Origin of the sequence: Aquimarina algicola, assembly GCF_006443095.1 — a bacterium.
In the GTDB taxonomy this organism is placed as follows: Bacteria; Bacteroidota; Bacteroidia; order Flavobacteriales; family Flavobacteriaceae; genus Aquimarina; species Aquimarina algicola.
In genome coordinates, this window is the sequence record NZ_VFWZ01000011.1 from 132,589 (window position 1) to 155,162 (window position 22,574).

18 protein-coding genes are annotated in these 22,574 nt (G+C 32.3%); 5 read left to right on the forward strand and 13 right to left on the reverse strand.

The window, feature by feature from the left end; all coding sequences use genetic code 11:
- Positions 1–31 precede the first annotated feature (31 nt).
- From FHK87_RS25125 to FHK87_RS25145, 5 genes are all read right to left on the reverse strand, one after another.
- Positions 32–922, reverse strand: coding sequence for a bifunctional 5,10-methylenetetrahydrofolate dehydrogenase/5,10-methenyltetrahydrofolate cyclohydrolase (locus tag FHK87_RS25125; protein WP_140597644.1), 891 nt, complete (start codon positions 920–922; stop codon positions 32–34).
- Positions 923–969: 47 nt separating this feature from the next.
- A complete protein-coding gene (ffh, locus tag FHK87_RS25130) occupies positions 970–2,298 on the reverse strand; it encodes a signal recognition particle protein (RefSeq protein ID WP_140597645.1) in 1,329 nt (442 codons plus the stop codon).
- A gap of 208 nt (positions 2,299–2,506) precedes the next feature.
- On the reverse strand, positions 2,507–4,696 hold the full coding sequence (locus tag FHK87_RS25135) for a fasciclin domain-containing protein (RefSeq protein ID WP_140597646.1): 2,190 nt from the start codon (positions 4,694–4,696) through the stop codon (positions 2,507–2,509).
- A 109-nt stretch (positions 4,697–4,805) separates the two neighbouring features.
- The gene (locus tag FHK87_RS25140) at positions 4,806–6,164 is read right to left on the reverse strand and encodes a fasciclin domain-containing protein (protein WP_140597647.1); all 1,359 of its coding nucleotides are present in this window, start codon (positions 6,162–6,164) and stop codon (positions 4,806–4,808) included.
- A gap of 171 nt (positions 6,165–6,335) precedes the next feature.
- Positions 6,336–7,010, reverse strand: a complete 675-nt coding sequence (locus FHK87_RS25145; RefSeq protein ID WP_140597648.1) for a hypothetical protein — start codon at positions 7,008–7,010, stop codon at positions 6,336–6,338.
- 100 nt (positions 7,011–7,110) lie between these two features.
- Between FHK87_RS25145 and FHK87_RS25150 the strand changes: the two genes are divergently transcribed.
- From FHK87_RS25150 to FHK87_RS25160, 3 genes are read left to right on the forward strand one after another with little or no spacing between them, the layout of a single operon-like run.
- The gene (locus FHK87_RS25150) at positions 7,111–7,626 is read left to right on the forward strand and encodes an RNA polymerase sigma factor (RefSeq protein ID WP_140597649.1); all 516 of its coding nucleotides are present in this window, start codon (positions 7,111–7,113) and stop codon (positions 7,624–7,626) included.
- 56 nt (positions 7,627–7,682) lie between these two features.
- On the forward strand, positions 7,683–8,588 hold the full coding sequence (locus FHK87_RS25155) for a FecR family protein (protein ID WP_140597650.1): 906 nt from the start codon (positions 7,683–7,685) through the stop codon (positions 8,586–8,588).
- Entirely contained in the window at positions 8,585–11,107 is a 2,523-nt protein-coding gene (locus FHK87_RS25160; protein ID WP_140597651.1) for a TonB-dependent receptor plug domain-containing protein, read from the forward strand. The genes FHK87_RS25155 and FHK87_RS25160 overlap by 4 nt, the downstream gene beginning before the upstream one ends.
- Here the strand turns inward: FHK87_RS25160 and FHK87_RS25165 are convergent.
- Together FHK87_RS25165 and argS are read right to left on the reverse strand one after the other, a co-directional pair.
- Positions 11,104–11,571 carry a GNAT family N-acetyltransferase gene (locus tag FHK87_RS25165; protein WP_140597652.1) on the reverse strand — a complete coding sequence of 156 codons (468 nt, stop codon included), beginning with the start codon at positions 11,569–11,571 and terminating at the stop codon, positions 11,104–11,106. The two genes, FHK87_RS25160 and FHK87_RS25165, sit on opposite strands and share 4 nt — an antisense overlap.
- 158 nt (positions 11,572–11,729) lie before the next feature.
- Complete coding sequence (argS, locus tag FHK87_RS25170; protein ID WP_140597653.1) at positions 11,730–13,508, reverse strand: arginine--tRNA ligase; 1,779 nt, start codon at positions 13,506–13,508, stop codon at positions 11,730–11,732.
- A gap of 316 nt (positions 13,509–13,824) precedes the next feature.
- On the opposite strand from argS, the gene FHK87_RS25175 reads away from it, so the two are divergent.
- A complete protein-coding gene (locus tag FHK87_RS25175) occupies positions 13,825–15,249 on the forward strand; it encodes an SDR family oxidoreductase (protein WP_140597654.1) in 1,425 nt (474 codons plus the stop codon).
- 84 nt (positions 15,250–15,333) lie between these two features.
- Positions 15,334–15,954 (forward strand): chromophore lyase CpcT/CpeT, encoded by a 621-nt coding sequence (locus FHK87_RS25180; RefSeq protein ID WP_140597655.1) that lies wholly within the window; start codon positions 15,334–15,336, stop codon positions 15,952–15,954.
- Positions 15,955–15,961: 7 nt separating this feature from the next.
- On the opposite strand, the gene FHK87_RS25185 is transcribed toward FHK87_RS25180, so the two are convergent.
- From FHK87_RS25185 to eno, 6 genes are all read right to left on the reverse strand, one after another.
- Positions 15,962–16,372, reverse strand: a complete 411-nt coding sequence (locus FHK87_RS25185) for an RrF2 family transcriptional regulator (protein WP_140597656.1) — start codon at positions 16,370–16,372, stop codon at positions 15,962–15,964.
- A gap of 33 nt (positions 16,373–16,405) precedes the next feature.
- Positions 16,406–17,338 carry a citrulline utilization hydrolase CtlX gene (gene ctlX, locus FHK87_RS25190; protein ID WP_140597657.1) on the reverse strand — a complete coding sequence of 311 codons (933 nt, stop codon included), beginning with the start codon at positions 17,336–17,338 and terminating at the stop codon, positions 16,406–16,408.
- A gap of 48 nt (positions 17,339–17,386) precedes the next feature.
- A complete protein-coding gene (locus FHK87_RS25195; RefSeq protein ID WP_140597658.1) occupies positions 17,387–18,301 on the reverse strand; it encodes a dimethylarginine dimethylaminohydrolase family protein in 915 nt (304 codons plus the stop codon).
- Between the two features lie 131 nt (positions 18,302–18,432).
- Positions 18,433–19,416, reverse strand: a complete 984-nt coding sequence (gene rocF / locus FHK87_RS25200) for an arginase (RefSeq protein ID WP_140597659.1) — start codon at positions 19,414–19,416, stop codon at positions 18,433–18,435.
- Positions 19,417–19,695: 279 nt separating this feature from the next.
- Complete coding sequence (locus tag FHK87_RS25205; protein ID WP_140597660.1) at positions 19,696–20,982, reverse strand: citrate synthase; 1,287 nt, start codon at positions 20,980–20,982, stop codon at positions 19,696–19,698.
- Positions 20,983–21,159: 177 nt separating this feature from the next.
- Positions 21,160–22,449, reverse strand: coding sequence for a phosphopyruvate hydratase (gene eno, locus FHK87_RS25210; protein WP_140597661.1), 1,290 nt, complete (start codon positions 22,447–22,449; stop codon positions 21,160–21,162).
- Positions 22,450–22,574: the final 125 nt, after the last annotated feature.

Here is a 22,574-nt window from a genome sequence, read left to right on the forward strand (position 1 = left end):
TCTCTTATTTTTTTGTCTTTTTGTGTTTTTATTATTTCTTACTATTTACACGATGTCTTTCTCTAGCTAATAACGTATTCTTTAATAACATTGCTATAGTCATAGGACCTACTCCACCAGGTACCGGTGTAATAAAAGATGTTTTTTTACTTACATTTTCAAAATCTACATCTCCTACAATTTTATACCCCTTAGGCTTAGAATCATCAGCGACTCTTGTAATACCAACATCTATCACCACAGCATCATCTTTAACCATTTCTGCTTTCAAGAAGTTGGGAACCCCTAGTGCTGAAATGACTATATCTGCTTGTGATATAATCTGAGTAATATTTTTAGTATGACTATGAGTCAAAGTAACTGTTGAGTTACCCGGCCAACCTTTTCTACCCATTAGGATACTCATTGGTCTACCCACAATGTGGCTTCTTCCTATTACTACTGTATGTTTCCCTTTTGTATCTACATTATATCGCTCTAGTAATTCTAAAATACCAAAAGGTGTTGCAGGAATAAAAGTAGACATATCTAACGCCATTTTACCAAAGTTCATAGGATGAAAACCATCTACATCTTTGTCTGGATCTACTGCTAAGAGTACTTTTTGTGTATCAATTTGAGGAGGTAATGGTAATTGTACAATGAAACCGTCTATATCATCTTCTTCATTAAGCTCTTTAATCTTTGCAAGTAGTTCAATTTCGCTAGTCGTACTAGGCATTTTGACTAATGTAGATTCAAAACCTACTCGTTCACACGCCTTAACTTTACTTCCTACATAGGTTAAACTTGCGCCATCGTTTCCAACCAAAACAGCAGCAAGATGTGGTACTTTTTCTCCACGCTCTTTCATTTTCTGAACTTCTGCCGCTATCTCGTCTTTTATGTCGTTACTGATTTTTTTTCCGTCTAAAACTTCCATAATGCACCCCTGAAATATCCTATTATATTTTGTTTTTAATTTTTAAATTATCTCATTTTACCCATCATCTGCATCATTCTTTTGCCGCCTCCGCCTTGCATCATTTTCATCATTTTACTCATTTGATCAAACTGTTTTAATAGTTGATTAACTTGTTGAATTGATGTTCCAGAACCTTTTCCAATACGTTTTTTTCGACTAGAATTTATGATTTGAGGTTTAGCTCTTTCTTGTGGTGTCATAGAATGGATAATAGCTTCTATATGTTTAAAAGCATCATCGTCTATATCTATGTCTTTCATCATTTTACCCGCACCAGGAATCATACCAACAAGATCTTTCATGTTACCCATTTTTTTGATCTGCTGGATTTGTTTAAGGAAATCATCAAATCCAAATTGATTTTTGGCGATTTTCTTTTGTAGTTTTCTGGCTTCTTCTTCATCAAATTGCTCTTGAGCTCTTTCTACAAGAGAAACTACGTCACCCATTCCCAGAATACGATCTGCCATACGAGAAGGATAGAATACATCTATCGCCTCCATCTTTTCTCCTGTACCTATAAATTTGATGGGTTTATTTACAACAGATTTAATTGATAATGCTGCTCCACCTCTAGTATCACCATCTAATTTTGTGAGGATCACTCCATCAAAATTAAGGATATCATTAAAGGCTTTTGCTGTATTTACAGCATCTTGACCTGTCATAGAATCTACTACAAAAAGGGTTTCATTAGGAGTAATTGCTTTATGAATATTAGCAATTTCTGTCATCATTTCATCATCAACAGCTAATCGCCCTGCCGTATCTATAATCACAACATTAAATCCATTCGCTTTGGCATGAGCTACACCAGCTTTTGCAATTGCAACGGGATCATTATTACCTTTATCACTATATACTTCTACGTTGATTTGCTCTCCTACGACATGCAACTGATCAATCGCTGCAGGTCTATACACATCACAAGCTACAAGTAGCGGTTTCTTGGTTTTTTTGTTTTTAAGATAATTTGCAAGTTTTCCAGAAAATGTTGTTTTACCAGAACCTTGTAATCCCGACATTAAAATTACAGATGGATTTCCTGATAGGTTAACTCCTGCAACATCACCTCCCATAAGCTCAGTCAATTCATCTTTTACCAATTTTACCATCAATTGGCCTGGCTTAAGACTCTTTAACACATTTTGACCTAATGCTTTTTCCTTAACAGTAGCTGTAAATTCTTTTGCTATTTTATAGTTAACATCGGCATCAACTAATGCTCTTCTTACCTCTTTTAATGTTTCGGCTACATTTACTTCGGTAATTTGCCCGTGTCCTTTTAAAATATGTAAAGCTTTATCTAACTTATCGCTTAAATTATCAAACATATATTATAGTTTTTTAACAAAACACTACCTCATCCGGATAGATCGTGCAAATTTAAGAATTTGTCACCTATAAATAAAGAATGGAGTTATAGAAATATAAAGAAGATAAGTATTCAGTTATAAGCTTAAATATAGATATCTATAATAGTAACGGCTAGAGAGAAATTCTTCTAGCCGTTACTTACTAAAACACTACTTACTTTTTTGTTTAATGTCTAGGCGGAATTAATACGTTTTTGATTACATGTACAATACCATTAGAAGCTTCTATATCTGCAAGCTCTACTTTTATTCTACGATTGAGGATGACTTGTCCTCTAAAGTTTCGTTGAATTGTTACTCGATCTCCCTGCAAAGTGGTTACAGTATGTTCTCTTAATAACTCTTGAGCAGTAAATTTACCCGATACAACATGGTATAGTAGTACTTGTTTCAATGCTTCTCCACTAGGAATTGTTTCTAGCGCTTCAAAAGCAGCATTTGTAGGGGCAAATACGGTAAATGGACCTTCTCCATTTAAAGCATCAACCAATTCTGCTGATTGTAATGCGCCAACTAATGTAGATAACTCTGGAGTTGCTACTGCGATATCTACAATATTTTGAGCCATCGGAGGAAGTAAAACTCCTGTGATTACATGAATAATTCCATTTGTAGCTTCTATATCAGCAGTCATAACTTTTATAGAACCATTTAGAAGCACATTCTCTTCTTCATCTTTTTCAATTGTTACTTCTGCTCCTTGCAAAGTTGTAACCGTCTGCTTTTCTAGCAAATCTGCTGCTGTAAATTTTCCGGAAGCTACATGATATAGTAATACTTCTTTCAAAGCATCTCCCTCGGGTATTGCTTCTAAAGCTTCAAAAGCAGTATTAGTAGGAGCAAATACAGTAAATGGACCTTCTCCACTTAATGCTCCTACCAAATCTGCAGCTTGTAGCGCGCCAACTAATGTGGATAACTCTGGAGTAGCAATTGCAGTATCAACGATACTTTGTATTTCTGCAGGAGGAAGTAAAACTCCTGTAATCAAATGAATAATTCCGTTTGTAGCCTCTATATCAGCAGTCATAACTTTTATAGAACCATTTAGAAGTACATTCCCTTCTTCATCTTTTTCAATTGTTACTTCTGCTCCTTGTAAAGTTGTAACCGTCTGTTTTTCTAATAAATCTGCTGCTGTAAATTTTCCGGAAGCTACATGATATAGTAATACTTCTTTCAAAGCATCTCCCTCGGGTATTGCTTCTAAAGCTTCAAAAGCAGTATTAGTAGGAGCAAATACAGTAAATGGACCTTCTCCACTTAATGCTCCTACCAAATCTGCAGCTTGTAACGCGCTAACTAATGTGGATAACTCTGGAGTAGCAATTGCAGTATCAACGATACTTTGCAATGGTCTAAAAGATGGTGGGATAAGTACTGCATCAATTACTTGAATAACACCATTAGATCCACCAATATTTGCAGATAACAATTTTACAGTATCATTGATAACAATCTCATTTTCGCTATTTAGACTTACTTTTACATTTTCACCTTGCAATGTTTCTATTAGTTCTTGTTCTAGTAAAGATGAAGTATTTAATCTTCCACTTGCAACATGATATAAAAGAATTTCTTTTAATGTTTCTCCTTCAGGAATTGTTTCTAAAGCAGCAAAGGCATCATCCGTAGGTGCAAATACAGTAAAAGGACCCTCTCCATTTAATGCTCCTACTAAATCCGCAGCTTGTAATGCGCCAACCAATGTTGTAAACCTACCATCTTCTACTGCTAACTCTACTATAGTTTTGTTTGGAAAAGTAGCTTCTGTAAGAGTAGCAGTCCAAGAACCTCTGCCAACACCGCCATTTGTAAATAATCTGAACCCTCCTTGTAAATTACCATCATCTCCTATTCTACCAATACCAAAAATTAAATCTCTTCCCGGTGGATTAATAATAAGATATACAAAACCATCACTTATAATTGCTCCTCTGGTTCTTGCTATTGCACCATCGGGCAATTCTAGAACACCTCTTACAATTGTAAAGCTGGCATGATAGAATGTAAAGTTGAGTTTAAGTTCTCCTGAAAGTTCGGTTCCTGAACCTGCACCACTATTAACAGTCCCGGAAAAATCATAGATACGTTTTTCTCTGCTGATGTTAAACCCAAATACTTTGTTTTGATTTTCAGATCCAGAGGCCTCGCTTTCTTCAACAGCCAATTCACCATCGATAATATTTTGAGTCATTTCTTCGATGGCATCAAAACTTATGATTTTGGATTCTTCAAATTGAACGTTTTGTTCTGCCGGTTGATTTTGTGAATCATCATCCTGACAAGAGATAAAAAAATTCGTTACGATGAGGCACAACAAGGGTACCGTTAATCTTTTGATTATCGTTTTCATGTGATAAAATTTTAGAGTTAATATGTTAGAAAAGAAGTGTGAAGTAATAACTCCGGGTTATATTTATAGATTTAGGATAACCCGGAATTAGTATATTATAAAAAGTAGTTTAAAATACTACTGGAGCTGCTGGCAATAATACTTGATCTATAACGTGTATTACTCCATTAACAGCTTGAACATCAGTCGCAACTATATTACTAGCTGTGTCATTTTCTGCTCCTTTTACACTTGGTGCAGAAGCATCGATAGTTACATTTCCATTTAATGTAGCTACAGGCCCATCAACAAGATCAGAAGAGCGAACATTTGATCCTGTAACAACATGATAATTTAGAATATCAGCTACATCGTCTTCATCACTAGGCACAGTAATGTTACCAAAAGCATCATCTGTTGGTGCAAATACGGTAAAAGGAGCAGGAGCTGCACCAGTTGTACTAAGTGTTGCTACAAAATCTGTAGAAGGTGTTAATGTCGTTAATGCAGTTTCTAAAGTAGAAAAAGTAGGATCTGCTGTTGCAAAAGTTACTACTGTTGGCAATGTAATTACTTCATCTACAATATGAATCACACCATTAGTAGCTACAATATCAGCAGTTGAAACTTTAGATATTCCATTAAATTCGACACCATCAGACGTATTAATATAAATACTTAAATTGGATGTATCATCTCCAAAAGTTACTGAAGCTAGTGTGCTACTATATCCTGTAGAAAGTCCTTCTGATAAAAGACTACCACTGATCACATGATTCAATAAAATTTGTTCTAATTCACCAGCAGATAAACCTGAGATATCTCCAAGATTCATAAATGCCATATTAGTTGGCGCTAATAAGGTAAGAGCATTACCTGTTTTATCTCCTAAAACAGCTCCAAAATCTGTTTCAAAACCAGTTGTTGTTATAGCCGTAGTAGCCAAAGATGATAAGCTAGGATCCAAAGCAGCAAAAGTAAGCAATGAGGGAGTGTCAATCACTTTATCTACAGCATGTATAACTCCATTTGATCTTTCTACATCTGCAGTAGTAACACTAGCAACTCCGTTGATTGTTACATTATCTCCTTCTTTGGCGATATAAGAACTAAAATCTGCTTGATTTTTAACATATCCTGTTTGGATTTCACTAGAAAGAACTTTTATTCCTAAAACATGATTTTCTAAAAGAGTTTTAATTTCTTCTTCAGAAAAATCATCTAAGCTACGATCTCCTAAGAATTCATTAAAAGCTGCATTGTTCGGTGCAAAAACAGTAAAGTTTCCTGTTCCTGATAAAGTTTGTACTAAGTTAGCCTTTTCTAAAGCCGCTAATAAAGAACTATATTGATCTTGATTATCTAATACAAAGTCTGCAATTGATTCTGAATCTGCAGGAAAAGTCGTATCGTCATCATCACTACAAGCAACCAAAGTGATTACAAAAAGTGTTAGATAAATTGTCTTGAATAGATGTTTAAATTTCATGGGTTTTAAATTTATTGTTTGGTGATTAAACAACTTACACAAAAAAATACTAACCCCAAAGATTCGTTTTAGCATTACTTTAACTTTTTGTTTAACAAAACAGAAAAAATGTTAAACAAAAAAAAGATCGCCAAGTAGCGATCTTTTCTAATAGGGGGTCTTGACAATTGATCAATTATCGTTTTCGTTACATGCTGATATTACATCCAAAATAGCATTCGTGAGTTCTGTATTATGCAAAACTTCAACCTTTTCACTATTATGCAGAAGCAAATCAACAGGATAATTCACACTAACAATTAAATTACTATTAAGGGTATTTATAATTTGAAAAAGTACAGAATCATGTACAACTTCTTCTGTTACTAGCCGGTTTGTATTTATATTAAAAGTAGATACTTGTATAGGATAAATAAAATCGATACACTCTATATCATCATCTTCTCCTTGCCTACAACTACTTGACAAAGCAGAAAGTTCATTTGCATCTTGTATCACAATTTCTCTATAATCACTCAAAGTAATTGTTACAGGAAATTGAATTTCGATTTTATCCGAGGTCGACAAATTAGTGTAATCCTCTTCTTTGTCTATTCTTAAGATTCTTCCATTTTGAAAGATAGAGTATGGCAACTTTATGCTAAAACAATAACTTTTATCAACAATATCATCAAAAGAACCATCGTGAGTAGTTACGTTTTTGACAAGGGCAGCTAATTCTGAGTCTTTAGGAATAGAAGTATTTTCATCATTAGGAACAATACTCTCAGTTTTTTCTTCCTGACAAGCTATACATAGTACAAATAAACTTACAAAAAAGTAAAGAAAGAATTTTTCAATTTTCATAGCAATTTTAATCCATTACGATTTATTTAATAACAACTTAGAACTAAAAATTCCTACCATGATTCTCATTTTTTTTTAATTTTAGCAAAAATAGTTTGCTATGCCAAAAGACCTGTTCGAGGATGTCTGTGAAGAAAAAATATTTTCTGAATTATTTAGAAAACATTCTAAAGAACTACATGACTTTATCTATTATAAATATGGTGAACATATTTTACCAAGTGATAAAGTACAAGAGGCATTCATAAAATTATGGGATAATTGTAAGAAAATTCCTTTGCAAAAGGCTAAGAGCTTCTTGTATACTGTCGCTAATAATTTATCACTTAATGAAATTAAACATCATAAAGTTAAGCTTAAATTTCAAAAATTAGAACATCACGACAGAACTAATGAGAGTCCTGAATTTATATTAGAAGAAAAAGAATATTTAATCAAATATCAAAATGCTCTCAAAAAATTAACCGAACCTCAACGAGTTGCTTTTTTATTAAATAGAGTTGAAGGAAAAAAACATAAAGAAATATCAGAACTACTTGGGATTTCTAGAAAAGCAGTAGAAAAAAGAATTTATGGGGCTTTAGAAAAATTAAGAAAAGAAATTGAAGGAATTTAACATATTAGTGGTAGGAATTTGTAAACCACTGTTGTTATAATAATATAACTTAGGAGATGAAAAAAGAAGATGTTATAAGTAAATGGTTAGATCATGAAACGCTAACACCGGATGAGTTAGAAACGTTTAAAAGTTTAAACGAACATGATTCCTATGTTCAAATTTCTGATACTGCCAAAAAATTCAAAGCTCCAGAATATGATGTCGAAGACCATCTGATTAGCTTGACGTCTCAATTACAAACTCATAAAAGTAAAAGAAATACCAAATCATACGTATCTATGATCTTGAAAGTTGCAGCTATGTTTGTGCTGTTTTTTGGCATTTATTTTACATTTTTTTATTCCCCTCTCACTACCGTAGATACAGCGATTACTCAAAAAACTTCTGTAGAATTACCTGATACTTCTATAGTTGAGCTTAATGCCTTATCTTCTATTAAATATAATAATGATTCGTGGCAGAATAATCGAGAGATTTCTTTAGAAGGTGAAGCATTTTTTAAAGTTGCCAAGGGAAAAAAGTTTGATGTTGAAACCGCATCAGGCATCGTCAGTGTATTAGGTACTCAATTCAATGTAAAGCAACGAAACAATTATTTTGAAGTTGTTTGTTACGAAGGATTAGTTAGTGTAACCTATCAAAATAATGTAATCAAATTACCGGCAGGAAACGCTTTCAGAGTGATTAATAATGAAATATCGAATTATAAAACCTCTGCTGTTGCTCCTGATTGGAAAGAAAATCGCAGTTCGTTCAAGAGTACTCCTTATCAATACATATTAGAAGAGTTTGAGAGACAATATAATGTTACTATTTTGACAAAAAATGTCAGCTTAGATAAACTTTTTACAGGTAATTTTGTACATTCAGATATTCAAACAGCATTACAATCTATAACCATACCTATGCATTTGAAATATGAGATCAAAAACAAAACAATAACCTTGTCTAAGGAGTGATACAATATAAAATCACAGTTTTATTTACTTTTTTTTGTTTTCTTTTCTGTGAAGTATCTGCACAATCTACACAGGATAATATATCTCTTATCTCTATTCTAGAACAAACTCAAAAAAAATTCAACTGTAATTTTTCTTATGCAGATAGTGATCTAAAGGGAATTGTCTTGATAAAACCTTCTGAAGAATTAAATCTAAAAAGTACTATATCCTATCTCGAAAACAATACTCCTTTCATCTATACATTTTTAAATGACGCTACTATTACTTTAAGCCGCAAAAATGAGCAAACACAAACGGTTTGTGGCACTCTGAAATCACCTGTAAATGATGAACCTGTTGCTAATGCAACCATACAAACCAAAAGCAATGCAACAATTAGCAATCAAAATGGAGAATTTAAACTAGTAATTAAAAATAGCAACGAAATCATTACGGTCAATTTTATTGGATATAAAACAATATTTCTTTCCGCAAATGACTTTTTAGATTCCCCTTGCAAATCAATCACTATGATTCCAGAAGTACAATATTTAAATGAAGTAGTACTTAATGATTATTTAATCAAGGGGATTGACAAAAAATCTGATGGTTCGATTAGCATAGATTATACAGACTTTGGTATTCTTCCCGGACTCATTGAACCTGATTTATTACAAACAATTCAGGCATTACCCGGGATTTTAAGTGTACAAGAAACTGTTTCTGATATCAACGTGAGAGGGGGAACTAATGATCAGAACCTTATTCTTTGGGATGGTATCAAAATGTATCAGTCCGGACATTTCTTAGGACTCATTTCTGCTTTTAATCCTTATCTAACCAAAAATGTACAACTCATCAAAAACGGGTCAAGTACTGTTTACGGAGATGGTGTTTCTAGCGTAATTGCTATGAATACAAGTAATGAAATTAATACCGAACTCGATGCGAGCATTGGAACCAATATGATTAGTGCAGACGCCTATATAGATACACCTATCGGTAAGAAATCTTCTCTTCAATTATCTGTAAGAAAATCAATGAGCGAAATTCTTGAAACTCCTACTTATAATCAGTTCTTTGACAAGGCTTTTCAGGATTCTGAAGTGGTTAATAATTCTGAGAATATTTTTAATACCAATGATGAGTTTTCTTTTTATGATGCAAGTTTACGGTGGTTGTATCAATTTACTGACAAAGACCTTATCAAGGTAAATGCTTTAGTGATTAGAAATAATCTTGATTTTCAAGAAAATACAAAGATAAATCTAATTAATCTTTCCCGAGAAAGTAATCTTACACAAAACAATAGCGCAGCAGGTATTTCTTATCAAAGAAACTGGAATGATTTTTTTAAAAGTGAAATTTTGTTGTATGGTACAAATTATACGTTAGAAGCTATAAACTCTGATATTGTTAATGATCAACGATTGCTACAAGAAAATGAGGTTTTAGAAAGTGGCGTAAAAGTAAATACATTGTTACAGCTCAACTCTAGTATCAATTTAAAAACAGGATATCAATTTAATGAAACCGGAATTTCGAACCTTAGAGATGTAAACAATCCTGTTTTTAGGGATTTGATAAAAGAAGTTGTCCGTACACATGGTATTTTTTCTGAAATTGAGTATAAATCAAAAGATAGTAACACCCATCTTAACATAGGTGCTCGTGCCAATTATTTTGAAAAATTCGATACATTTTTGGTAGAACCCAGAATTAGCTTTAATCATCGGTTTAATAATCATTTTACAGTTGAGGTTTTAGGTGAACTAAAGAGCCAAATCACTTCTCAAATTATTGAGTCACAAAATGATTTTTTGGGAGTAGAAAATAGAAAATGGATATTATCTAATGACGATGATATACCTATTTTAAAAAGTCAACAAGTTTCATTAGGCTTGAGTTACAATCACAATAATTGGTTGATTAGTACAGATTTTTATTATAAACATGTAGATGGTATTATTGCACAAAGTCAAGGATTTCAAAATCAACTGGAATTTCAAGAAGACCATGGAAGTTATACTGTAAAAGGAGTTGATTTTTTGATCAATAAAAGCTTTAAGAAATTAAGTGCATGGCTCAGTTACTCTTTTGCTGAAAACAATTATGCTTTCAATACACTAACCGAAAGAGATTTTCCTAACAATATAGATATCAGGCATAATGTTAATCTTGCTCTTTCTTACTCTTTTAAAAAATTTAAATTCTCGAGTGGTATCAATTGGCATAGTGGTATTCCTACAACTCGACCTGTTTTTGGCAATGAGATCAATGAAGATAACACCATAAATTATAATCACCCTAATACAGAGACTATCGAAGATTACTTTAGATGGGATGCTTCTGCCATATATAATTTTAAGCTTTCAAAAAAAATCAGTGCAACTGCGGGATTATCGATATGGAACATTTTGAGTTCAGAAAATACAGTAAACAATTATTACAGGATTAATCCCGAAAATAATGTAGAAGAGGTTCGACAATTAGGTCTTGGCTTTACTCCTAATGCTATGTTTAGGGTTAATTTCTAAAGATGCTTGATTCCACTATAAGTAATAACTTCTTCTCCTCCTGAAACTCTTACAGCATTTTTAATAATTTGAAACCCTTTGCTTTCAAAAAAAGAACGCGTTTGCTTATTAATAGATGTTGTTAACGTAATAATTTTATCTTCTCTAGCAATTTCTTCTACGGTATTATACAATTTTGAAGCAACTCCTAATCCATGATAATTTCTATTAATAAAAATATATTCTATATGGCCTTTGGCATTCATAAAAACAGAACCAATAATTTCACCATTTAATTTGGCATTATAAATATATTCTGTTTCAAATTTGTCTAACCAATATGAAGTATCACTCGCCAATTGAGAGTATTGTTTTATTTCTGATTTTGTAAAAACGGCAGACCCGTAAGTAGTCACCGTTTGATAAAACAATCGTTGCATTAATGATAGGTCTTGCTCAACAGCTCTAAATACTTCAATCTTCATTTTACAAAAATAACAAACACATTAATCACTTCACTATAAACTGCTTATTTTCAACAGTTTCTTTAGATAAAAAGGGGTAAAATATCGTTGTAAGAACTTTTTGCTATTCAAAAAAGCTTCTAGAAATACTAATTTTTAACTTTTATCTAATATTTTAACTACATTCTTTCAGGAACATTGATTCCCAATGTTTTAAAAGCAGACTTAATAGTATTACCTACAAGACTTGAAAGCTGAACGCGGAATATTTTCTCTGCATCTGTATCTGCTCCAAATATAGATACATTCTGAAAAAATGAATTATAGCTTTTAACAAGATCATAAGTATAATTAGCCATTAGAGCAGGGCTAAGTTCTTTTGCAGCATTTTGTATAACTTCTGGATATAGCTCTAATTGTTTTATTAATTCTTTTTCCTTTTGATGTAATGTTATATTTTCAATTGATTGACTCCAATCAAAATCAGCTTTACGTAAAATGGCTTGAATTCGCGCATAAGTATACTGTATAAATGGTCCCGTATTCCCTTGAAAATCCACTGACTCTTCAGGATTAAAAAGGATACGTTTTTTAGGATCTACTTTGAGTATAAAGTATTTTAAAGCTCCCAAACCAATTGTTTTGTATACTTCGGCTTTTTCTTCTTCAGAATAACCATCTAATTTTCCTAGATCTTTAGAGATTTCTGCAGCAGTTTTGGTCATTTCTCTAATTAGATCATCTGCATCTACTACTGTTCCTTCTCTACTTTTCATTTTTCCACTAGGTAAATCTACCATACCATAACTAAGATGATGTAAGTTTTCTGCCCAGTTATATCCTAATTTTTTCAAGATTGCAAATAGTACTTTAAAATGATGATCTTGCTCGTTTCCGACCGTATAAATCATACCACCTACACTCGGATTATCTTTTACACGTTGTATGGCAGTACCTATATCCTGAGTCATATATACAGACGTACCATCACTTCTTAATACCAATTTATCATCAAGCTTTTGATCACTAAGATCACACCATACAGAACCATCTTCTTTTGTATAGAAAATACCTTTTGACAGCCCTTCTTGAATATTATCTTTACCTAGTAAATATGTATCGCTCTCATAGTAATAACTATTGAAATCTACACCAAGTGTTTTGTATGTCTGTTCAAAACCATCATATACCCAACTATTCATCTTGCTCCATAATGCTACAACATCTTTATCACCAGATTCCCAGTCACGAAGCATTTTTTGAGCTTCTAGAAGTATTGGAGCTTCTTTTTTGGCTTCTTCTTCTGATTTTCCTTCTTTAATCAGTTGTGCGATTTCTTCTTTGTAAGCCTGATCAAATTTTACATAATAATTACCTACTAACTTATCTCCTTTAAGTCCAGTAGATTCAGGTGTTTCTCCATTTCCGAATTTCTGCCAGGCAATCATCGATTTACAGATATGTATCCCTCGATCATTTATGATTTGAGTCTTGTACACTTTTGTTCCACTTGCTTTGATGATCTCTGCGACAGAGTATCCTAACAAATTATTACGTACATGTCCTAAATGCAATGGTTTGTTGGTGTTTGGTGAAGAATATTCAACCATAACTGATTTTTCTTCTTCATTAACATTTACAAAACCATATTGTTCTTCATCTTTGATTTTATTAAAAAAGTCCAGGTAATACGTATCTGTGATCACAAGGTTCAAAAATCCTTTTACCACATTAAAATTAGAAACTTCATCTACTTGTTCTACAAGATACTTTCCGATAGCTTCTCCTATTTGCACAGGATTTCCTTTAACCACTCTCAGCATAGGAAAAACAACTACTGTAACATCTCCTTCAAATTCTTTTCTAGTTGCTTGTAATTCTACAGTATCTAAAACTGCGTTATATAATTCTTGTATAGATTCTTTTACTTTTTGTGAAATAACCTCCTGCAAACTCATCTTAATAAAATTAGGGAGCAAAGATAATAGAAATTATAGTGTTCGACCATGACATTTATACTTTTTACAGTGTTTATAAATCAAAGTTTTCATCTTAATCAACACAAGATTAAAAATCCTTGTTACATTAAATAAAACCGATTAAACTAAAATGGATATCATTCGCAAAGTTTTGAGTTATAGAATATCGCATCACTCTATATCTTAAAATCAATGACTCAGCTATTATACCGTTCACAAAGAATAAAAAAATATAATGTAATACGATGATATTGTTTTAATTAAGAAAAAATTCTTTGTATCTTTTACTTAAAAAATGCGAATTCTTATTACTGGTGCCAATGGGTATATTGGTATGAGATTATTACCATTACTTATTAATGCAGGTCATGAACTTATATGCTGTGTACGAGATAAGAATAGGTTATCTATTGATGAAGACACAAAAAATAAAGTTTCTGTTGTAGAGATTGATTTTTTAGAATCCCCTGACTTTACAAAACTCCCAAAAGAAATAGATGCAGCGTATTATCTTATACATTCTATGAGTTCTTCTACAACTGATTTTGATAAAAAAGAAGAAATTTCTGCTCAGAATTTTAATGCATATGTAGCTCATACAAATATTAAACAAGTGATCTACCTAAGTGGTATTGTCAATGAAAAAAACTTATCAAAACACCTTTGGTCTAGAAAAAATGTAGAAGAAACACTTTATAAAGGGAATTATCATCTTACTGTATTACGATCAGGCATTATTGTAGGATCCGGTAGTTCTTCTTTTGAAATCATTAGAGATCTGTGTGAAAAGCTTCCTTTAATGATTACTCCAAAATGGGTAAATACCAAAACACAACCTATCGCAATTAGAGATGTTCTTAACTTTATGATAGGGGTATTAGGCAATCAGAATTGTTATAATGAATCTTATGATATTAGCGGACCTGATATTCTTACATACAAACAAATGTTATATCAATATGCCAAGACCAGAGGCATCAAATTATTGATTTTCACATTACCTATCATGACTCCTAAACTTTCTTCTTACTGGTTATACTTTGTAACTTCTACCTCATATAAACTTGCTTTAAACCTTGTAGATAGCATGAGTATACCCGTAATAGCAAATGACAATAGGCTCCAACAGTTATTAGACATCAAACCTATGACCTATAAACGAGCTTTGGAACTTGCTTTTATAAAAATAGAGCAAAATCAGGTTGTATCAAGCTGGAAAGATTCTATGATCAGTAGTAGATTCAAAAAAGACATTCAAAAATATATTACTGTGCCTAAAAGAGGTTGTTTTAAAGACCAAAAAATAATGCAACTTTACAACAAAGAAAAAGCATTAAATCGTATATGGGCTATTGGTGGAGAAACAGGGTGGTATTACGGAAATTGGATGTGGAAAATAAGAGGATATATAGATAAATTTTTTGGGGGAGTTGGCCTGAGAAGAGGAAGAACAAACCCAGATCAAATATTCTCTGGCGATGCTTTAGATTTTTGGAGAGTTCTTGTTGCAGACAAAAATAATATGCGTTTGTTATTATTTGCAGAAATGCGAGTCCCGGGAGAAGCATGGCTAGAATTTGATATTGATGAGAATAATATTTTACATCAAACGGCTACTTTTAGACCAAAAGGTATTTGGGGAAGAATATATTGGTATATGATGATCCCTTTTCATTACTTTATTTTTGGAGGCATGATTAGAAAAATCGCATCAAAATAAATATTTTACTAGGACAAAATGCTAATTTTTATCGATAAATTACCCTATTTTTGCTTTTTTTGTTATTTTTATTAAAACAACCAAATGAAGCAATTTTTACTTATCATCTCGCTACTCATTCTCTTTTCAGGATGCGTCTCTGCGCCTGTAAAAGACAAAGAATTGCATAATTTGGTGTCTCTTTTAATTGGGGATTTTACAAATAAAGAACAAGCAGAAAACGACCCTAGCTTTTCTCAGCTTTCTCTAATCAATATCAGAATATGGAAAAATAAATCCGGATACTGGGTATACTCTCAACTCTTTGATGCAAAAAAAGAAAATATTATCTACAGTCAACGAGTATTATTTTATGAACGAGTAGACTCTATCACTTTTGCTAGTAAAAGCTATACTATCAATAATGCAAAAGAATACAAAGAAGCTTGGAAAAACCCAAAAATTCTCAAAAGTCTAAAACCTGAAGATCTTGAAATCAGAAATGGGTGCGATGTTTATTTTAAGAAAAAAACTTCAACTATATACTCTGGTAAAACTAATAAAGGATCATGCTCTAGCAGTATTAATTTTGTAGATCATATCTCTAGTAATTTTGTTATCAGCAAAAATAAATTATCTGTTTGGAATAGAGGATATGATGAAAAAGGAAAACAAGTTTGGGGTAAAATTAAAGGACCATACAAGTTTAGGAAAAATATTGACTAACATCCCCTTACATCATAAAATCGCTAAGTGTCTTATTTTCTAATACTTTTAGCGTATTATCTCTTACTTCTATCATCAAACCATGCACTGCGCATTGATCTTCATCAGGACAGTCTTCACATTTTTCATAAAAGTTAAGACTCACACAAGGCACCATTGCAATTGGCCCTTCTAAAACTCTAATAACAGAAGCCATAGTAATGTCTTTAGGATCTTTAATAAGGTAATATCCACCTCCTTTTCCTTTTTTAGATCCTAAAAATCCTGTTTTTCGAAGTGTTAGAAGTATGCTTTCTAAAAATTTTTGAGAAATATTTTCACTAGACGCTATTTCAGAAATTAAAACGGGATGATCACATTTTTTTCTGGCAATATATGTTAGTGCTTTTAATCCATATTTTGTCTTTTTAGAAAGCATATTCTATATATTTTAAGATATAAATCTACATATTTAAGCTTTAGGAAGAAAAACTTCTGCCATCATACAGCGTGCACTGCCTCCTCCAAGAGTTTCTATCGTATTTAGATCACTATGAAGAATTAAACAATGCTGTTCTATCTTGGCAATTTGCTCTTTGGTAAGGCTATGATACGCAGCAGAAGACATTACAAGATAACGTTTACGATCTATCCCTTCAACTTGAAGCATATTTCCTGCAAAATTATTTACTTGTTCTTCTGTGATCGCAATAATTTCTTTGTTATCATTTTTTAGGTGTTCGATAAGGTTTTTTCTTTCCTTTTTATCATCTATAGCATCTAAGCATACTATTGCAAGTGTCTCACCAAGTCCCATCATTACATTTGTATGATAGATAGGTAATCGTTCTTGATCTACTGTTTGATAGGCTGTAAATATTACCGGAGTGTATTCAAAATCTTCGCAAAATTCGATAAGAAGTTCTTCTTCGGCTCTGGGAGATAATGCACAATAGGCTTTTCTATTCACTCTGTCTAAAACCAGGCTTCCTGTTCCTTCTAAAAACACTCCTGCTTCTTCTGCACTCGTATAATCAACAATATTATTAATTTTGAAACCAGAAGATTCTAATTGATCTAAGACTTCAGGTCTTCTCTCTTTACGTCTGTTTACTGCAAACATAGGATACAATCCTATATCTCCATTTTCATGAAAAGAAACCCAATTATTTGGAAAAATAGAATCAGGTGTATCATTTTTAGGATCGTCATCAATCACAATAACATTTACTCCTGCTTCTTCTAATACTTTCACAAAGGTGTCAAATTCTTGCTGTGCTTTTTGGTTTGCACTTTCAGAATCTATGTTTCCATCAACTTGGTAATAATTATTAACTGCAGTCTGCTCATTCATTCTGAATTGAACAGGTCGAATCATTACAATAGTATTAGTTATTTGTCTCATTTTTATTCTTTTCTTTTTATTAAATTATGAGTATATCTTCAACATTGATTAATCTCTAATTAGTGGCATTGTAGAACAACGTAATAGTCCTTCTTGTTTTGCGATCTCTGCATAAGGGACTTCTTCAACTGTAATTTTATGATTACGCAGCCATGTATTTAACCTGATAAAGTTTTTTTCTGAAATTACAATATCTTCTGCTATAGAAAATATGTTTGAGTTCATATCATACATTTCGTCTTTTGTAATATGAAAAAGATTTTCTTTACCAAAAAGGTCTACTAAAAACTCGTATCCTTTTATATCTCTAAATCCCTCTTTATGAATTATAGCTTTATTTTTTCCAACCGGTTGAAAACAACAGTCAAGATGCAAAGCATTATCTCTGGGGTTTTCCATTGATTTATTTAAGTCAAATTCTTTTACAATTTTATTAGGAAAGAGTGTTTTTATGTATTCAACTCCCTTCATATTTGTTCTAGCTACAATACAGTCAGGATAATCTTCACCCTTGTATGTCCCTATAAATATATAATCATTATGTATGATAATGTCTCCCCCTTCAAAATGTATTTCTTCTGATGGTGCTTTGAACACTTTTTTTGGATCAATTGTATCGATTACATATTGAATTGCCTTTATCTCTTTTTCTCTATCAGGTAAAATGTTAGATTTTATGAATTTATCTTCTATAACTAGTGAGATATCTCTGGCAAAAATTTGATTACAATTTTTAATAATTTCCGGTCTAAAAACTTTTACATCATATTTCTCCAATACTCTAGCGACAGCATTCATTTCTTCTGTCATATCTGATTCTATTGGATATGTTCCTGCTTTGATATGTTCTATAGACTTAGGGTCGTATGCTTCTTCTACTGTTGGTGTATTCCCGTTACTAACAGCTGTTCCTAAAACCACAGCTCTAAGCCTTGATGTTTCGTTTTGTATATTTAATTTCATACCCTTACATATATGCCGCAAATATATGAAGGTGATATGTCTATAAGAATAGTTTCATTGGTTTTTTTTAACAAAATGATGCTCTAAAAAACAAATAGTTAAGTAACATTGACAAAAGATGCTTTTTTGAGCTAGTAACTATGCATCTCTTCTTTCTTTCCTATTATTTTTTCAATATTTTTTGTTGTCGAGTTTAAAACTTCAAAAGCTGCTTCGGCAATTTTATTTCCTTTATTATCTAGTGTAGGATTCACTTCTACAATCTCAAAACATGCAATTTTTTTAGTTTGAATAAATGCATCTATAATACTTTTTACTTCATCTATATCAAATCCTTTGGATACAGGAGTTCCTGTACCTCTAGAAACCAAATCGCAATCCATACTGTCTACATCAAATGAAATATAAATGATGTCACATTGATCTAATCTTTTTACAGCTTCTTGTAGGCATTGTTCAAACCCTCTATATCTCATCTCTGCAACAGAGTAATTTTTAATTGTATTGGTAGATAAAATATTATCTTCTGCAGGTTCTGTATCCCTAACTCCAAAATAGACAATATTCTCAGGTTCTATTTTTCGTTCCTTTACTCCTATATTTTTAATTTTTTCCCATAACTCTACCGTTTTTTGAGGAACATCATTGGTTTTAAACATCAAATGATCATCTGCCAATGCTGCTGCCAATGGCATTCCATGAACATTGCCTGAAGGTGTTGTATAGGGTGAATGTATATCTGCATGTGCATCTATCCAAACCACTCCCAGTGTTTTTTGTGGGTAAGTAGATTTAATACCACTAATCGTACCTAATGCAGAAGAATGATCTCCTGATAATACTATTGGAAATTTATTTTTTTTTAGGTTTTTAGTGACACTATCACTTAATCTTGAACAGACGTTATATATATTTTCTATCCTCTTTGCAAATAAGTTATCAACCTTGTTATATATTTTTTCATTTTCTGTTTTTATATCCTCGTATTCATATAAATTAAAAAAATCATTGTCTTGATTAATTGCAGCTATTTCTATGGCATCTATACCTAGATCTGATCCTCTAGTTCCCGCACCAAGATCAGACCTATTTTTTATTACGATAATTTCTTTCATGGTTTTTAGAGTTTAAAAAGTTATCTACTCTTATTTTCTAAATAGTAAAATTTAGATTTAAAATAAAAATATTAAAAATAATGAACAAAATCGACTATAAAATATCAATTTCATTTTTTAAACCCTGTAAAATTGTGATTTTAGCAATACTATAACATCATATTTAGATTCTATTATCTTATTTCTAAAAGAAACAATTGATTAACTCGAGTATTTAGAAAATCAAAAAGCGCTGAAAAAATTCAGCGCTTTTAATATATTTATTTAATAAGGCTCTAATTATCTATCTGCAATATCCTTGAATGATCTAAGGTTTTCTCCAGTATATATTTGTCTTGGTCTTCCGATAGGCTCTTTGCGTAGGCGCATCTCTCTCCATTGAGAAATCCACCCTGGTAATCTTCCTAGCGCAAACATCACTGTAAACATTTCTGTAGGTATACCTAATGCTCTATAGATAATTCCTGAATAAAAATCTACATTAGGATATAGTTTTCTTTTTACAAAATATTCATCTTCTAAAGCTACTTGTGATAGACCTTTGGCAATGTCAAGAACTGGATCTTCTATACCAAGGTCTCCTAATACTTCTTCGGCAGATTTTTTAATGATTTTTGCTCTTGGGTCAAAGTTTTTATAAACTCTATGACCAAATCCCATCAGGCGGAATGGATCTTCTTTGTCTTTTGCTTTTTGTATATACTTAGCTGTATCTCCTCCATCTTCTTTAATTGCTTCAAGCATTTCTATTACAGCTTGGTTTGCTCCTCCATGAAGTGGCCCCCATAGTGCAGATATTCCTGCTGATAATGATGCAAATAATCCTGCATGAGAAGATCCAACAATTCTTACAGTAGATGTAGAACAGTTTTGCTCATGATCTGCATGTAGTATTAATAGTTTATCTAGTGCATCTATTACGATCTTATTTAATTCATAAGCTTTATTAGGCTTAGCAAACATCATTTTATGAAGATTCTCAACATAGCTTAGAGAATTGTCTCCGTAATCTAACGGAAGACTTTTTCTTTTTCTCATGGTCCATGCAGCAAGTACAGGAAATTTTGCCATTATCTTAACAATAGCATTGTACATTGCTTCCTCTGAATCTACATCAACAGACCCTGGATTAAATGCAATTAATGCACTTGTTAGAGAGGAAAGAACTCCCATTGGATGAGCACTTTTAGGAAACCCATCTAATATTTTTTTCATATCCTCATCTACGTGAGACTCTTCTTTAATATCTTTATCGAACTTATCTAATTGTTCTGCAGTTGGTAGTTCTCCAAAAATTAGTAAATAAGCTACTTCTAGAAAGTCTGCTTTTTCAGCTAACTCTTCGATAGAATATCCTCGATATCTTAGAATTCCTTTTTCTCCATCAAGAAAAGTAATTGCACTTTCGCAACTCCCTGTATTTTTAAATCCGGGATCAATAGTCGTAACACCTCCTGTTACTCCTCTAAGTGTCTTTATATCAATTCCCAATTCATTTTCTGTTCCTTTTATAATAGGGAACTCATATTTATTACCATCGATTTCTAACGTAGCTATTTTTGACATTTGATTATTTTAGAATTTGCTGTTATTGTAAGGGTCGCTAAAATACGAAATATAGTGTTAATATATTATTAATCGTTATATGATTTTTGGCCTTACATGAGATTATCAGAAATACTTACAAAAAAAATAGATGACCTTTTAAAATCATCTATTTTTAATATCAAAAAACGATAAAGTTTATTTTATTTTAAAGGCATTTTCTTTTGGATAATAGGCTACCGTTCCCAATTCTTCTTCTATGCGAAGTAATTGATTATATTTTGCCATTCTATCACTTCTGGAAGCGGAACCAGTTTTGATTTGCCCAGTATTAAGTGCAACAGCTAAATCCGCTATTGTATTATCTTCAGTCTCTCCCGAGCGATGAGACATTACAGAGGTATATCCTGCGTTGTGCGCCATATTAACTGCTGCAATTGTTTCGGATAATGTACCTATTTGATTTACTTTGATCAAAATAGAGTTTGCAATATTATTATCAATACCTCTTGACAACCTTTCTACATTTGTAACAAAAAGATCATCTCCTACTAGCTGTACCTTGTCTCCAACTTTGTCTGTTAGGTATTTCCAACCTTCCCAGTCATTCTCATCCATTCCATCTTCTATAGAAATAATCGGATATTTTGATGCTAGCTCTGCAAGGTAATCAGCTTGTTCTTCACTTGTTCGAACAACGCCTTTATCCCCTTCAAACTTTGTGTAATCATACTTTCCATCCACATAAAATTCTGCAGCAGCACAATCCAGAGCAATCATTATTTCATCTCCAAACTTATACCCTGCTTTTTCTACCGCTAAGGCAATTGAGTCTAAAGCATCTTCTGTACCTTCTAAAGTAGGTGCAAAACCACCTTCATCTCCAACTGCTGTGCTCAATCCTCTATCGTGTAAGACTTTCTTCAAATTATGAAAGATTTCAGTCCCCATTTGCATTGCATGAGTAAAGTTTTCTGCCTTAACCGGCATTACCATAAATTCCTGAAAAGCAATTGGGGCATCACTATGAGATCCTCCATTAATAATATTCATCATAGGAACCGGAAGTGTATTGGCACTAACACCTCCTACATATCTATACAAAGGCATATTTAATTCGTTTGCTGCTGCTTTTGCCGCAGCAAGAGAAACTCCTAAGATAGCATTCGCTCCTAATTTTGATTTATTGGATGTACCATCAAGGGCAATCATTGTTTGATCTAATAAATTTTGATCAAAAACCGAGAAGCCTAATAATTCTTCTGCTATTATGGTATTTACATTTTCTACTGCTTTTGTAACACCTTTACCCATGTAATCTTTTCCCCCATCTCTAAGCTCTACTGCCTCATGCTCTCCTGTCGAAGCTCCAGAAGGCACAGCTGCTCTACCCAATACACCATTTTCTGTTATTACATCTACTTCTACTGTTGGGTTTCCTCTTGAATCTAAGATTTGCCTTGCGTGAATATTAATAATTATACTCATGTTTTATTTATTTTGTTGGATGATTTAAACTCTTCGCAATATACAAAACCAGTAAGTTTTAAAGATGCTGAAAAGTTCTTAATTATATGAGAAAACCTCAATATCTACAGTAAGTTATCAACTAT

Bases quoted from the DNA above. Each gene is read 5' to 3' on its own strand.
- eno (WP_140597661.1), bottom strand. From the start codon at position 22,449: ATGAGTATAATTATTAATATTCACGCAAGGCAAATCTTAGATTCAAGA.
- FHK87_RS25195 (WP_140597658.1), bottom strand. From the start codon at position 18,301: ATGAAATTAAATATACAAAACGAAACATCAAGGCTTAGAGCTGTGGTT.
- argS (WP_140597653.1), bottom strand. From the start codon at position 13,508: ATGAGTTTGCAGGAGGTTATTTCACAAAAAGTAAAAGAATCTATACAA.
- FHK87_RS25175 (WP_140597654.1), top strand. From the start codon at position 13,825: ATGCGAATTCTTATTACTGGTGCCAATGGGTATATTGGTATGAGATTA.
- FHK87_RS25185 (WP_140597656.1), bottom strand. From the start codon at position 16,372: ATGCTTTCTAAAAAGACAAAATATGGATTAAAAGCACTAACATATATT.
- ctlX (WP_140597657.1), bottom strand. From the start codon at position 17,338: ATGAGACAAATAACTAATACTATTGTAATGATTCGACCTGTTCAATTC.
- FHK87_RS25135 (WP_140597646.1), bottom strand. From the start codon at position 4,696: ATGAAAACGATAATCAAAAGATTAACGGTACCCTTGTTGTGCCTCATC.
- FHK87_RS25155 (WP_140597650.1), top strand. From the start codon at position 7,683: ATGAAAAAAGAAGATGTTATAAGTAAATGGTTAGATCATGAAACGCTA.
- FHK87_RS25165 (WP_140597652.1), bottom strand. From the start codon at position 11,571: ATGAAGATTGAAGTATTTAGAGCTGTTGAGCAAGACCTATCATTAATG.
- FHK87_RS25180 (WP_140597655.1), top strand. From the start codon at position 15,334: ATGAAGCAATTTTTACTTATCATCTCGCTACTCATTCTCTTTTCAGGA.
- rocF (WP_140597659.1), bottom strand. From the start codon at position 19,416: ATGAAAGAAATTATCGTAATAAAAAATAGGTCTGATCTTGGTGCGGGA.
- FHK87_RS25205 (WP_140597660.1), bottom strand. From the start codon at position 20,982: ATGTCAAAAATAGCTACGTTAGAAATCGATGGTAATAAATATGAGTTC.
- FHK87_RS25145 (WP_140597648.1), bottom strand. From the start codon at position 7,010: ATGAAAATTGAAAAATTCTTTCTTTACTTTTTTGTAAGTTTATTTGTA.
- FHK87_RS25140 (WP_140597647.1), bottom strand. From the start codon at position 6,164: ATGAAATTTAAACATCTATTCAAGACAATTTATCTAACACTTTTTGTA.
- FHK87_RS25125 (WP_140597644.1), bottom strand. From the start codon at position 922: ATGGAAGTTTTAGACGGAAAAAAAATCAGTAACGACATAAAAGACGAG.
- ffh (WP_140597645.1), bottom strand. From the start codon at position 2,298: ATGTTTGATAATTTAAGCGATAAGTTAGATAAAGCTTTACATATTTTA.
- FHK87_RS25150 (WP_140597649.1), top strand. From the start codon at position 7,111: ATGCCAAAAGACCTGTTCGAGGATGTCTGTGAAGAAAAAATATTTTCT.